This is a genomic window from Flavobacterium tiangeerense, assembly GCF_007830355.1.
Lineage (GTDB): Bacteria > Bacteroidota > Bacteroidia > Flavobacteriales > Flavobacteriaceae > Flavobacterium > Flavobacterium tiangeerense.
The window spans coordinates 137,117-151,109 of record NZ_VLKO01000002.1; the positions used below are offsets into that span (position 1 = coordinate 137,117).

A 13,993-nucleotide genomic window follows, 5' to 3' on the forward strand; every position below is an offset into this window, starting at 1 on the left:
AATTAAACTGTTTAGCAAATCTGCAAGTTGTATTACCAAAGTCAAAATTAGTTTTACCATCATTTTAGGTTTTAAATTAAACTACTCCTTTAAAACTTTTGGCGAAGTAAAACTACTCCGCCAAAAGTAAACTTTTTAAATTAATTTTTATTTTTTTAGGTATTGAGCAAAAAAGCCAAGCATTGATTTATAGAGCTCAATTTGATTTTCTTCTCTGCCAAAACCATGTCCTTCATTGTACTTGACCATATAAGGAACGTCAAATCCTTTTTTTCTTAAAGCAGTCACAATTTGATCTGATTCTGCAATATTAACCCTTGGATCATTTGCACCTTGAACCACAAATAAAGGCTTTTTGATTTTATCTACGTGATAAAAAGGCGATACTTCTTTGGCAATTTTAGCCTCTGCAGGATTGTCTAAATCATACCAAATTTTCTTTCCCGCTTCTTTATAAGGTTTCCAATATTCAGGAAAAGAACTAAAAAAAGTTTCAATGTTTGAAATTCCCACATAATCCACTCCACACGCATATAAATCAGGCGTTTTTACTAATCCCATCAAAGTAGCATACCCTCCGTGACTTGCGCCATAAATGGCAATTTTATCTTTGTTTATCCATCCTTGTGACAATACATATTGCACTCCATCCTCTAAATCATCCATCACTTTACGACCAATTTGACCATATCCTGCTTTCAAAAATTCTTTTCCGTATCCTCCAGAAATTCTAAAGTTTACATGTAAAGTTGCATAGCCGCGACTCGCAAACAATTGTGCTTCCTGATTAAATCCCCAACTGTCTCTTACCGTTTGTGGACCACCGTGTGGATTAACAATCAAAGGCACCTTTTTTCCGTCTAAAGCCTCTTTAGGCAGGGTGATGTAACCGTGAATTAAAATTCCGTCGCGACTTTTAAAAGAAATCGGCTTCATTACAGACATATCTTTTTGTTCTAGTTTTGGCATTAAATCGAACATGTAGGTCATTTTATCCAACTTTGAATCGTACTGATAATATTTCCCGTAAAATTTATCACTAGAAACAATGATCAGCATTTTTTCTTCATCATCACTTTGTGAAACAATTGAAAATTGCGCATCTTTAAATTCCTTTTGTATGTTATCATAAATCTTTTTAAAAGGTTTACTTATCGGAATGATTGTGTTTTTTTCTCCGTTAAATCCAACATAGTCCACTTCAAAATTTCTATTTTCAGAAAGCCATAGATAATTGGAATCAAAGGTCGGGTTAGAATAAATTTCCTTTATCATTTTATTCTGCTTCAAATCATACAAAACAATTTGTGTTTTATCAGATTCTAAATTTGATATTACATAAGCATCATCTGGATTAGGAGTTTGGTAATTTAAAGAAACAACACTGAAAGTTTCTGTTGATTCAAATTCTTTTAACAATTTAAAATCGCTAGCGCCTGCAGGTCTATAGTAGTACTGCATGTTAATCCCGTTAACCAGTCTTGTAAAGCCTATTAGATTGCCATCTTTATCAAAATTATAGGCCAGTATTGGGTTTTTGAGATCCGTATTGGTATATAATCTTTCTATCGCTCCTGTCTTGATATTGATTTTATAAGGCTCCTTAACTTGTTTATTCTCTTTATTCATCGTAACGATAATAAAATCCCTTTGATTTTTTAATACCGTATTAATTTCTGCCTGAACACCTTCAAAAGGAGTTAAATCAATTGGAGCAGAACCATCGATACCAGCAGAATAAACATGTATGTTTTCATTCCCTCCTTTATCCATAACATAAACTAGCCGCTCGTTATTCAACCAAAAATATGTTTTGATAAGTTCTTCTTTTTCCTCTATTACAAGCGAAACTTTGCCTGTTTTAATCTCTTTTACATACACATTGGTTTTGCCATTATCCATTTTTTGAAAATAAGACATTCGTAATCCGTCAGGTGATAATCTAAATGCCCTTGCTTTTGGTTTTGTGTAGAAATCTTCAACGGAATATTTGTAATTTCCATTGTCAAAAGAGGCTAATTTTTCTAGCGCTCCTTTTGAAGAAGGCAGCGATACATCGCCGGGTTTCTTTGTTTCTGGTTGAGCTGTTTGTGCATTCGCATTTGACAATCCCATTATTGCTAGCGCAAGCACTATGATATTTTTTTTCATGATTTAAATTTATTTGATTGATTGATAGATTTGATTGATTTGATTGATGATATATTTTTTAAGCCATTATTAATTTCATTAAGTAAACTAGTAAAAAACCTATTATAAAACCAAAAACTGCTTTTAAAATAACTAACCCTTTTTTTGAAATTTCTGTTTTCATATTTTTGATTGATTGATTGATTGATTGATGATAGAATTGCTTACGCCAATTTCAATTTAGGCAATTAACATTTTAACGTTCTGGCGCTTGGCGAGGTTGGGGATTAAAGATGTGGGATTTTTCGGTTAAACACAAATTTTCCAAACACAAATCTATCCTTAAATTCAGCCCAAAACCCCAATCACGCCAAACGGCTGTTAGCGGTTCGGGCATTTTTTGTGCTTCTTTTGTCATTTTATCCTGCTGATACAATAATTGTCATATAGTAATTTATGCAGTGCAATATTGTAAGTATTAATAATTCCTTATTGTCAAACTTGTCGAAGTTTTGGGTTGTTTCAATATTATAGTCATAGTTAAGTTTATTCCATTTAAAATCAGTTTCAGCAACCATTAACTCTCTTTTGTCTGTGTCAATTAAAACAAACTTACTACTCAAAAGTCCGTTAAGTTTTAGTAAAAAAGTATCTTCTTTGTTATCAAAAAAGGTTTTGATAATTATTCCTTTCCAACCCATTTTAAATTCTAATAAAGCTTTTGTGCCGTCTTTCAACTCAATTTTAGAGTCCCAAAAACCTTTTGGTTCAAGTTGATATTTTGCACCGTCAGACATTAAAATTTTAGCGTTGAAAGAATACCATTTTTCATAAATTAGTTCCCCAATTTTCTGATTGTCAAATGTTAAATTGAAATTTTGAGAATTTATTGAGTTTGCCTTGTATTGTCCCATAGATGTTACTTGATTGATTGATTGATTGATTGATGATAGAATTGCCTACGCCAATTTGAGTTTAGCCGATTAACATTTTAACTAGATAATACAGCGCAAAGCCTACTATAAAACCTAATACTGCTTTTACTACAACAAACCCTTTTTTTAAAATTTCTGTTCTCATTTTTATTTGTTTTAAATTGTTTTTATTTGTTTTGATGAGACAAATATAGAACGGCTTCTGCTGTTGTTTTGCCGAAAAATGACGAACGGTTGTAACGAAATGACGAACGGTTATGGCAAGACCAAATTCGATATTAACTACATTTACGCTACTAAATAGAACAATATGATTCACTTTAAACCAATAGATAAACAAGATGTAGATACTGTGAGTGCTTTGATGGTTGATTTTTACGCCATTGACGGTTATCCTATTGCTACAGAAAAGACAAAAGAATTACTAGATCAATTTATAGACAATCCAGAGTTAGGAAAAGCTTGGTTGATCTATAGCCAAGAGCAAGTGGTAGGTTACCTTATTCTAACCTTTGTGTTTAGTTTTGAATACAAAGGAAAAATTGCTTTTTTAGATGAATTATTCGTCACAGAAACAGCTCGAGGCAAAGGCATTGGCAGCAAAGCCATAGATTTTATAAAAGCCGAAAGCCCTAAATTATCGTTAAAACTGATCTATCTTGAGGTAGAACCACACAATACAAAAGCACAAAAATTGTATCTTGCCAGCGGTTTCGAAATGCATAATCGAAAATTAATGCGTCTTAAAACCGATTGAAATTGCTAATAAAATAATCAAACACGGACTTTTTAAAAGTTTTACTAAGCCGATTCGTTTTTAGAAACCTTTTCAAAGTTAGTTTTACTTTTAAAAATGAAGCGAATCTATTGAGCTAATAAAATGAAAACCAAAATATGTGAAATTTGCTCTATAGCAGCCGATACTATGTTTCGGGTTCAAATTAAAGCAGGAAAAAATTGGATTTTCGTTTGTCAATCTTGCTGCGAAAAATCAAAATCATTGCCCACTTACAGATATGGTGGCACGTGGAAAGGAAAACGCCACTAAAACACTTTTTAATTACATTATCGTTCCTATTAATAATCAATTTGTATCACACTTTTTTCAAACTAAATTATATACTAATGAAATTTTTAAAATTATTCTTATTACTATTTGTCATTCAAACACAAGCACAACAAGGCGGCATGTGGATTCCCTCTTTATTGAAAGGAATGAATGAAACCGAAATGAAGAATCTTGGCATGAAAATGTCAATAAAAGACATTTATGATGTAAATCAGTCTAGTATGAAAGACGCAGTACCGCATTTTAATGGTGGCTGTACTTCTGAAGTGATTTCCCCAAAAGGCTTATTACTTACCAATCACCACTGCGGTTATTCTCAAATTCAATCGCACTCATCAGTTGAAAAAGATTATTTAGCTGATGGATTTTGGGCCTATAAAATGGAAGACGAATTGCCAAACGAAAATTTGACTGTTACTTTTATGGTAAAAATTGAAGACGTAACTACGCAAATACTTGAAGGTACAGCAACACTAGCAAACGAAGCTGACAAACAAAAAAAGATTCAAGAAAACATCACCAAATTAAGTGCCTCTTTCCCGAAAGAATCTTGGCAAGAAAACAAAATTCGTACTTTTTATGAAGGTAATCAATACCTTCTTTTTGTAACAGAGACTTTTTCTGATGTGCGTTTGGTTGGTGCGCCGCCTACATCAATAGGGAAATTTGGGTCTGACACCGACAATTGGGTTTGGCCACGTCATACTGGCGATTTTTCATTATTCCGAATTTATGCTGATAAAAATAATCGTCCCGCAAAATACTCCAAAGACAATTTCCCTTACACTCCAAAACACTTCTTACCTATTTCTCTTGACGGTGTAGCCGAAGATGATTTTACGCTTGTTTTTGGTTACCCAGGAAAAACCAATGAATACCTACCATCTATAGCCATCGAACAAATTGTCAACGAACTTAATCCTGCAAAGATTGAAATACGCGATAAAGCCTTAAAAGTAGCCGACGGATTCATGCGTAAAGACAATGCTATTAAAATTCAGTACGCCTCTAAATATGCTAGTATTGCTAATTACTGGAAAAAATGGATTGGCGAAACCCAAGGACTTCAAAAATCGAATGCTGTAGCAGTAAAAAGAGAGGCCGAAAAAGCTTTTCAGCAAAAAATTACTAAAGCAGGTAAAGAAAAAGAATACGGTACACTCTTAGCTGATTTTGATAAAAACTATAAAGCAATTGCTCCTTACGCGCTAGCTAGAGATTACTTTATGGAAACCGTACAACGCAATACTGAACTATTGAGTACCGCCTTCAGATTGTATCAATTAGAACAAGTATACAAATCAAAAGGGGAGCAAGCCTTTACAGATCGAAAAAACAATTTAGTTATAGGCTTGACTGATTTTTATAAAAACTTCAATGCTACCGTTGACGAAAAAGTTTTTGAACAATTGATAGCATTGTACGCTACAAAATCCCCAAAACAATTTTTACCGAAAAGTTTAGAAAATATTGACGCCAAAAGTCTAGCTACATCAATATACACCGATTCAAGATTAACTAGCTTCAACGGCTTAAAAGAAGTGTTAACTGGAGACGCGCCAACCGTTTTAGCGAATTTAAATAAAGATCCTGGATATCTTTTAGCAAAAGAACTTGCAGATAGCTACAACACACTTGTAGCTCCTAAGTATGACGAAATCAACCAAACGATTACGGCATTGCAACGCATGTATATGAAGGCGCAATTAGAACTTAATACCGATAGTAGAATTTTCCCAGATGCAAACAGTACCTTACGTGTTACTTATGGAAAAGTAAAAGGCTACGAACCCAAAGATGCTACACTGTACACCCCAATAACGTATTTAGATGGTGTAATGGAAAAATACATTCCTGGTGACTACGAGTTTGATGTTCCAAAAAAACTGATCGATTTGTATCAAAAGAAAGACTATGGTGAGTATGCTGAAAACGGAAAAATACCAGTATGTTTCATAGGTACAAACCATACTACTGGAGGCAACTCAGGAAGCCCTGCTCTAGACGCTAGTGGTAACTTGATAGGTTTGAACTTTGACCGTGTTTGGGAAGGTACAATGAGTGATATCTATTACGACCCAAGTATCTGTAGAAACATCATGGTAGACATCCGCTATGTGGTCTTCATTATGGATAAATACGCTGGGGCGAAAAATCTAATCAATGAGTTGAAACTGGTACACCCAAAAAAAAGTAAAAGATTGACAACAAAAAAGTTAAACACAAAATAAAGTCAAATTTTGCTCAAAAATTAATAACAAGAAAAACACCGTTTGTTTTATTAAAATTGGCACAAAAATTGTAATCAAATACAGTGTTGGTAAAAAGTATATTATTTTTCAAAAAAAAAATAAAAAAATATTTTACATATTAAAAAATTTATATCTTTGCCACGAATTAATAATTAACCTTTATATTAAATTAAGATGAAAAAAGTATTTTTAAGTTTAGCTGCTGTTGCTGTATTAACTGTTGTTTCTTGTAAAAAAGCTGATGCTCCTGCTGAGGATGCTGCTGCTGTAGTTGATTCTGCTGCTGCTGTTGTTGATTCTGCTGCTGCTGTAGTTGATTCTGCTGCAACTGTTGTTGATTCTGCTGCTGCTACTGCTACTGAAGCTGCTGAAGTTGCTACTGAAGCTGCAAAAAAATAATTAGAACTCAATTCTAAAAATTTTAAGAGCCATCCGCCTTGCGAGATGGCTTTTTTATTGGAGTACAGTCATAATTAAAAAGAGCGCTTGGATTTGATTCCAAGCGCTCTTTTTTAGTTTACAATATTTAGTTTAATCTTCTAAAAATATCAAATCATTCGACGTAAAATCTAACGTCTCAGATACCGATGCGTAGCGTACAATTTCATCAATACCTTTCTGAAGACGCAAGGACGTGGTATACTTTCTACTTGTTGCAAAATGACTCCCCTCAAGCATGAGCTTAAAATAAAATTTACCTGACGTAGATTTGAACTTTAAAAAATCAGCAGTATCACTTTTAAGTTTAAATTGCTCAATGGTTTCCTCACATTCAAACTTCAACTCATAACTCAAACTTGTAAAAACTACCTTCCCTTTTCTAGAAGTAAAAACAAATTTATACTCCTCATTATACCGCTTACTAATTACAAAAGCACCCATACATATTATTAAAAAGATAAAAAACAATTAACCCACTAACAACTAAAACCACAGATAATCAGCAATAAAAAAAGGTCATAAAAAAAGCCCCTTCAAACGAAGGAGCTTTGTACTCAGAGCGGGACTTGAACCCGCACGAACATTGCTGTTCACTGGATTTTAAGTCCAGCGTGTCTACCAATTTCACCATCCGAGCATTAAGAGGTGTTCGAGCGAAAAACGGGGCTCGAACCCGCGACCTCGACCTTGGCAAGGTCGCGCTCTACCAACTGAGCTATTTTCGCATTTTGTATTTAAAAGAACCGCATTACTTGATTCGTATTGCGGTTGCAAATTTAACACATTTATTGAATTAAACAAGCCTTTTTTATAAAAAAATTAAACCAAAAATGTAATGCACTGATTTACTATTTTTTATAAACAAAAATAATTAATCCTGACGTATTAACCATAATGTATCTAAAGAGCGGGAAAAGTACAACTTTGTCTATTATCTAATTTATGGAGCTAAAAAATGAAATTAATGAGTTTGAACATGAAGTTACAAATACATATTGTTGTTACATTTATAAAGCTTTAGATAATCGAACTATTCTTGCAATAAAATCAGAATAATTATACCTGTATTCTTAATTTTAAGTATTTTAGCTATTATAGCCAAAGCTGTTAATTTAAAGAATACCTGTTGCAATTATAAAATTTTAAACTATCCCAATGAAAAAAGTAGTGCTAATAATCCTGTTTTTCATATCAATGCCAACGAGTTTTTCTCAAACATTGAGAGGAATTTACATCAATCAAACTCTTGAAGGTGTGGGAGACGATTCCAAATTAAGTGAAACTTCAAAAATACCAAAGGTGTATGAATATGTTTTTCATGATAACAAATCATCACAAAAATTAATTAACAGCCGTGGCACTACTGTAGATACCCTAATTCAAAAATATGAAAAATATGACATTCTAGTAGAGTCTACTATCAAAACCGTAGGGATTTCTAAGTCAACAATAATAAAAGACTTTAAAGCAAATACTTACCTAAGAAATTTTGAAAGTGATGGCACAGAAACCTATACTCAACAACCAATACCATTGTACGAGTGGACTATAACCAATGAGACAAAGATGATCAACGGTTTTAACTGTAAAAAAGCCACAACAAATATGAATACTGGAAGAAGAACATTTAATGTTGAAGCTTGGTTTTGTGAAGACGTACCTATCAATGATGGACCTATATCACTGAATGGTCTGCCTGGTTTTATATTTGAGGCTTCATCTGGAAAAATATTTAACTTTAAATTTAAAAATTTCACCTTTAGTGAAACAGAAAAAACAATCATAGAACCCATAAAAACTGTTGTAAAACTTGAAGTTTTAAAGAATTAAATTTTAAAAATGAATTACAAATCAGTATTTTACATCTTTATTTTTTGGCTTTTTTATCATACCGCGTTATTTGCACAAATTAAAATTCAAGGTACTGTTGTAGATGATACCAATCGCGTTATTGAAAATGCGAATATAATTATTAAGGAAGTGAATTCAGATGCAATTTTACAATTTACAAAATCTAACAACAATGGTGTATTTCAACTACAAAACTTAAAAAAATCAACTAATTATCTACTTAAAATAAGTCATTTAGGTTTAAAAACATTAGAAAAAAGAGTTGAAGTACAACAAGAAAATATGATCCTTCCCGTGATAACACTTTCTAGAAACGCTCAAGCACTAAATGAAATTATTTTGGAAGCAAAAAAAAGCGCTATAAAAATAAGTGGTGACACAACAAAATACAATGTAGATTATTTTAAAAACGGCACAGAAAATAATCTTAAAGATCTTCTTAATAACATTCCTGGAATTAAGACCAATAGCAAAGGTAAAATAGTTGTGAATGGTCAAGAGATTAATGAATTACTCATTGACGGAGAAAATTTATACAAAAAACAACATCAATTAGCTACCGAAAATTTAGCATCTGATGCTGTAAAATCAATAGAATTATATAAAAACCACACCTCATTTGATCAATTAAAAACCAATCATCCATCTGGTGCAACAGCCTTAAATATATTACTTAAAGATAGTTATAAAAATAAAATTAAAGGCTCTATACAAGCTGAAAGTAATTCTCGAGATCGTAAACAAATCAGTTCTAACCTTTACAGTTTTACAAAGAAAAATAAATTTTCATTAATACAAAATAGTAATAACTTAGGCAAAAAAGGAATTGGAGATGATGATTATTTCTCAATTACAGAGGGAGATGATGAACAACTAAAAACTAGAGAAAGCGGCGTTGTCTATGCAAATTCTACTGATTTACCTCAGTTTTTAAAAATTGGAGAAAATGCAGTAAAATTAAATACTAACTTTTTTAATCTCGCTAATATTTATAGTCCAACAAAGAAAACGAAAGTTTCCTTTTTTTCCATATTCAATAATTCTGATGTAACTCAAAAAATAGTTACACAACAAAGTTTCACAGATTCAAAGCTGACCTTTACTGAAAAAATAAATTCTTTTGAAAAAAATAATTTTGGCGTAGCCAATTTAAAACTTGTTCATAAAAGAAATGAAAACACTCTCTTTAAACTCGAAAACAGATTAATTCATGATGCCATACAAGGTAATAACGATATTAATAATCTAGAATCTGAAAACAGCATTAATCAAAACAATGAATCGAATAAAATTTTATTTAAAAGCAACTTTAGTCTTTTAAAAAAAATAAAGAACGATTTTCTTACCGTAAATACATTTTTTAATACTAATAACTTGTCAACTGCAGGGCAAATTTTTTCTAATCAATCTTTTCTTAATTTAAACTTTGAAGATGACTTTGTTTTTAAACAAAATGGTAACAATCGTTATCAAAAATCTGGTTATGATGCTACCTACAACCTAAACTTAAAAAAAGTTTCTATTGATTTAAAAGCGGACTATGCTATTCATAAACACAACTTTAAAACTTTGAGCACCACAAACCCTGAATATTTTAATAGTTTTAAAAATACTAGCGAACAAGCTTCTCAAGAAATAGGATTGACCTATCCTGTCTTTACAAAAGCTCGACTTTTATTCCGTTTAAACAATAATCAGATATTACATACCATCAATGATAATGAAAAATTATCTAATAATTTCATAGGCTATTCTACGTCATTTAAACTAAAATTCAATAGTAATTCTACCTTAGAACTGTCTAACTCATTTAACAATAGCGTTACAAATCAGGAAAATATTATACCTGACTACATTATAAAAGACTATCGAAGCATCCTAGAAAATGAAAACCTAAAACCTAACACCTTATTCCCTTCAAACAAATTTAATATCAACTTTTTTAAGTTTAATGTTAGTAAAAACACAGCCCTAATTTTAAACGCAAGTCACACCTACAGTAACAAAGCGTTAAGTTCTAATTTGATTTATAAAAATAATTACACCATATCTCAATTTACAACAAGTCCAAAAGACAAATTAACAACAGTAATGCTATTTTTTGACAGAAAAATTAAAACTTTTCATGTAGATTTCAATATCAATTTTACAAGTGTAGAAAAAGAATTTTTTATAAATTCTATTCTTTCAAAATATAGCTCAAACTATTTTTCTAATTCTGTTAACTTAAAATCTAATTTCAAACATTCACCTATTCATTTAAAAATAGGCTGTAATTATTCCTTTTCAGATTTTACTAATAACGGTTTAAAAAACAAACAATACACTTTACAAAATTACATAGGTTTAAATGGTATGTTTAAAAAAGACTTTTATTGGAATTTAGCAGCTACAAATACAATATTTAAATTAGATAGTTCTGAAAGAAGAATGCTTCAAATATCACCTAACATACGATATTCTAGTAAAAATTCAAATTGGGAATTCTACTGTAATGCTCATAATATATTAAATATCAACAATGCGGAAATACTTACTAATAGCAACAATATAGGATTCAACACAGAAACTATCGTTTCAACATTAGCCGGTTATATCAATATTGGTGCTAAATATAAATTTTAATTGCTACCTACTCAACATTCTTTTAATTTCATTGAGTTTCATTAACGCCTCCATAGGCGTTATGGTATTAATATCAAGACTAATGATCTCTTCTTTTATTTCTTCAAGTAAAGGATCGTCAAGATTAAAGAAACTCATTTGCATTGGCTCCTCTGGTTCTCCTTTTAGTATTGATCCCTTCTTTGAGGTTTTAGTACCATTTAAGGCATCACTAGAATGGTTGCGCTCTAATTTCTTGAGTAATTTTTGGGCTTTTAAAATGACTATTTGAGGCATTCCAGCCATTTTGGCTACATGAATCCCAAAACTGTGTGCACTTCCTCCTTTTACTAATTTTCGAATAAAAAGAACATTGTCTTTTAATTCTTTGACAGCCACATTGTAATTTTGTATACGTGTTAATGATTCACTCATTTCATTCAATTCATGGTAATGCGTAGCAAATAAGGTTTTGGGCTGAGATGGGTGTTCGTGTAAAAATTCGGCTATGGCCCAAGCAATCGAAATTCCGTCATAGGTGCTGGTTCCTCGACCAATTTCATCTAATAGAACTAAACTTCGATCTGAAATATTATTCAAGATAGATGCCGTTTCATTCATTTCAACCATAAAAGTAGACTCACCCATAGAGATGTTATCACTTGCCCCTACTCTTGTAAAAATTTTATCTACAATTCCCATTCGTAAACTTTCGGCAGGGACAAAACTTCCCATTTGCGCCAAAAGTACAATTAAGGCGGTTTGTCTTAATATTGCTGATTTACCAGACATGTTAGGCCCAGTGATCATTATTAATTGCTGTGTCTCTCTATCCAAAAAAACATCATTTGCAATATAAGGCGTACCTACAGGCAATTGTTTTTCTATCACTGGATGTCTTCCGTTTTTGATATCCAATTCAAAACTATCATCAAGTTCAGGACAAACATACTTATTCTCAACAGCTAACTGAGTAAATGAGCACAAGCAATCAAGTTGTGCAATTAAATTCGCATTCATTTGAACTGGTTTGATGTACGTTGCAATCCAACTCACCAATTGCTCAAATAATTCGACTTCTATTTTATGAATTTTTTCCTCGGCGCCTAGGATTTTAGTTTCGTATTCTTTTAGTTCTTCCGTAATATACCTTTCTGCATTGACTAGTGTTTGTTTCCTGATCCATTCGGTAGGCACTTTATCTTTGTGCATATTACGAACTTCAATATAGTAGCCAAAAACATTATTGAATGAGATTTTCAACGATGAAATCCCCGTTGCTTGTGATTCGCGTTTTTCAATACCCTCTAAAAATTCCTTGCCTGAAGTTGAAATGGCTCTCAACTCGTCTAGCTCAGCGTGAACTCCTGGCGCAATAGCATTTCCTTTGGCAATAGCCACTGGAGCATCTTGATTTAAAACGGATTTAATTTTTTCGCGAAGCAAATCGCAACTATGCAAGCTATCCCCTATTACTTTTACTGCTTCTTGCTGACTTTGTAAAGCAAGTGTTTTTATGGGAATTATGGCATCCAGAGATTCTTTCAAGTAAATCACTTCGCGTGGCGAAACTTTGCCAGCAGCAATTTTAGAAATCAATCGTTCTAAGTCGGATATTTGTTTGATTTGATTTTGAATGTTTTTTAAAACACTCTGATTCTCTTTTAGATAAGAAACCACTTGATGCCTGCCTTTTATTTTATGACTGTCTTTTAAAGGCAAAGCTAGCCATCGTTTGAGAAGCCTTCCACCCATTGGCGAAAGCGTTTTATCAATCACATCAAGCAAGGTCACCGCATTTGGATTGTAACTGTGGTACAGCTCTAAGTTGCGAATGGTAAAGCGATCCATCCATACATAAGCATCCTCAGCAATACGCTGTATAGACGTTATGTGTTGTACCTTATTATGTTGTGTTTCGGACAAATAATACAATATCGCTCCAGATGCAATGATTCCTTCGTTCAAATCTTCAATACCAAAACCTTTTAAAGAAACGGTTTGAAAATGTTTTGTGAGCGTTTCAAAGGCATAATCTTCCTTGAAAACCCAATCTTCCAGATAAAAATTATGAAAGTCCTCGCCAAAAGCTTCTTTAAATTCCCCTTTTTTATTTTTTGGAATCAAAACTTCACTTGGACTAAAATTTTGAAGCAACTTATCGATATATTCGGCGTTGCCTTGAGCGGTTAAAAACTCTCCTGTTGAAACATCCAGAAAGGAGATCCCTATGATTTTATTGGCAAAATAAATTGCCGCAAGAAAATTATTTGTTTTGGATTGCAAAACCTCATCGTTCATTGAAACTCCTGGCGTAACGAGTTCGGTAACACCACGTTTTACGATGGTTTTGGTCATTTTAGGATCTTCAAGCTGATCGCAAATTGCTACACGCAAACCTGCTTTGACAAGCTTAGGCAAATAGGTATTCAAGGAATGATGTGGGAAACCAGCAAGAGCCGTTTCAGTCTCGGAGCCTGCGCCACGCTTGGTCAAAACAATTCCAAGGATTTTTGAAGCCCGAACTGCATCTTCGCCAAAGGTTTCATAAAAATCACCCACACGAAATAGCAAGCAAGCATCTGGGTACTTTCTTTTTATCTCGTTGTATTGCTTCATCAATGGTGTTTCCTTGACTATTTTATCTTTTGACGCCACTTTTTTTGAGGTATTTGGTAATTAAAATTTAGGCGAATTTATAGATTTTTAAA

The 13,993-nt window shown here is 32.5% G+C and carries 10 protein-coding genes and 2 tRNA genes; 5 read left to right on the plus strand and 7 right to left on the minus strand.

Translation table 11 applies throughout. The features are described 5' to 3' along the window. Window positions 1-147 precede the first annotated feature (147 nt). The 3 genes from IQ05_RS02290 to IQ05_RS02300 form a co-directional block, all read right to left on the minus strand. Complete coding sequence (locus tag IQ05_RS02290; RefSeq protein WP_144889435.1) at window positions 148-2,151, minus strand: S9 family peptidase; 2,004 nt, start codon at window positions 2,149-2,151, stop codon at window positions 148-150. A gap of 58 nt (window positions 2,152-2,209) precedes the next feature. Then, entirely contained in the window at window positions 2,210-2,314 is a 105-nt protein-coding gene (locus tag IQ05_RS15560; RefSeq protein ID WP_140344594.1) for a DUF3395 domain-containing protein, read from the minus strand. A 235-nt stretch (window positions 2,315-2,549) separates the two neighbouring features. Next, window positions 2,550-3,044 (minus strand): hypothetical protein, encoded by a 495-nt coding sequence (locus IQ05_RS02300; RefSeq protein WP_086455140.1) that lies wholly within the window; start codon window positions 3,042-3,044, stop codon window positions 2,550-2,552. A gap of 331 nt (window positions 3,045-3,375) precedes the next feature. Here IQ05_RS02300 and IQ05_RS02305 point away from each other — a divergent pair, with 331 nt between their 5' ends. The 3 genes from IQ05_RS02305 to IQ05_RS02315 all read left to right on the plus strand — a co-directional run bounded on the left by IQ05_RS02305 (window position 3,376) and on the right by IQ05_RS02315 (window position 6,785). Beyond that, a complete protein-coding gene (locus IQ05_RS02305) occupies window positions 3,376-3,822 on the plus strand; it encodes a GNAT family N-acetyltransferase (protein ID WP_144889437.1) in 447 nt (148 codons plus the stop codon). Between the two features lie 368 nt (window positions 3,823-4,190). Beyond that, window positions 4,191-6,365, plus strand: a complete 2,175-nt coding sequence (locus tag IQ05_RS02310; protein WP_144889439.1) for a S46 family peptidase — start codon at window positions 4,191-4,193, stop codon at window positions 6,363-6,365. Window positions 6,366-6,560: 195 nt separating this feature from the next. Next, window positions 6,561-6,785 (plus strand): PG1828 family lipoprotein, encoded by a 225-nt coding sequence (locus tag IQ05_RS02315; RefSeq protein ID WP_086455137.1) that lies wholly within the window; start codon window positions 6,561-6,563, stop codon window positions 6,783-6,785. Window positions 6,786-6,917: 132 nt separating this feature from the next. Here IQ05_RS02315 and IQ05_RS02320 read toward each other — a convergent pair whose 3' ends face one another. The 3 genes from IQ05_RS02320 to IQ05_RS02330 form a co-directional block, all read right to left on the minus strand. Beyond that, entirely contained in the window at window positions 6,918-7,268 is a 351-nt protein-coding gene (locus IQ05_RS02320; protein ID WP_144889441.1) for a DUF1508 domain-containing protein, read from the minus strand. Between the two features lie 110 nt (window positions 7,269-7,378). Beyond that, window positions 7,379-7,464: transfer RNA gene (locus tag IQ05_RS02325), tRNA-Leu, on the minus strand. 15 nt (window positions 7,465-7,479) lie between these two features. Beyond that, window positions 7,480-7,552: transfer RNA gene (locus IQ05_RS02330), tRNA-Gly, on the minus strand. A gap of 430 nt (window positions 7,553-7,982) precedes the next feature. On the opposite strand from IQ05_RS02330, the gene IQ05_RS02335 reads away from it, so the two are divergent. Both IQ05_RS02335 and IQ05_RS02340 read left to right on the plus strand, forming a co-directional pair. Continuing rightward, window positions 7,983-8,657: a GLPGLI family protein gene (locus tag IQ05_RS02335; protein WP_144889443.1), complete on the plus strand. Its 675-nt coding sequence runs from the start codon at window positions 7,983-7,985 to the stop codon at window positions 8,655-8,657. 9 nt (window positions 8,658-8,666) lie between these two features. Beyond that, on the plus strand, window positions 8,667-11,303 hold the full coding sequence (locus IQ05_RS02340; protein ID WP_144889445.1) for a TonB-dependent receptor: 2,637 nt from the start codon (window positions 8,667-8,669) through the stop codon (window positions 11,301-11,303). A 3-nt stretch (window positions 11,304-11,306) separates the two neighbouring features. Here the strand turns inward: IQ05_RS02340 and mutS are convergent, their stop codons facing one another. Continuing rightward, window positions 11,307-13,940, minus strand: coding sequence for a DNA mismatch repair protein MutS (gene mutS / locus IQ05_RS02345; protein WP_167496923.1), 2,634 nt, complete (start codon window positions 13,938-13,940; stop codon window positions 11,307-11,309). Window positions 13,941-13,993: the final 53 nt, after the last annotated feature.

Excerpts from the sequence above, each read along its gene's own strand:
- IQ05_RS02310 (WP_144889439.1), top strand. The coding sequence starts at position 4,191 with ATGAAATTTTTAAAATTATTCTTATTACTATTTGTCATTCAAACACAA.
- IQ05_RS02315 (WP_086455137.1), top strand. The coding sequence starts at position 6,561 with ATGAAAAAAGTATTTTTAAGTTTAGCTGCTGTTGCTGTATTAACTGTT.
- IQ05_RS02320 (WP_144889441.1), bottom strand. The coding sequence starts at position 7,268 with ATGGGTGCTTTTGTAATTAGTAAGCGGTATAATGAGGAGTATAAATTT.
- IQ05_RS02300 (WP_086455140.1), bottom strand. The coding sequence starts at position 3,044 with ATGGGACAATACAAGGCAAACTCAATAAATTCTCAAAATTTCAATTTA.
- IQ05_RS02290 (WP_144889435.1), bottom strand. The coding sequence starts at position 2,151 with ATGAAAAAAAATATCATAGTGCTTGCGCTAGCAATAATGGGATTGTCA.
- IQ05_RS02305 (WP_144889437.1), top strand. The coding sequence starts at position 3,376 with ATGATTCACTTTAAACCAATAGATAAACAAGATGTAGATACTGTGAGT.
- IQ05_RS02335 (WP_144889443.1), top strand. The coding sequence starts at position 7,983 with ATGAAAAAAGTAGTGCTAATAATCCTGTTTTTCATATCAATGCCAACG.
- IQ05_RS02340 (WP_144889445.1), top strand. The coding sequence starts at position 8,667 with ATGAATTACAAATCAGTATTTTACATCTTTATTTTTTGGCTTTTTTAT.
- IQ05_RS15560 (WP_140344594.1), bottom strand. The coding sequence starts at position 2,314 with ATGAAAACAGAAATTTCAAAAAAAGGGTTAGTTATTTTAAAAGCAGTT.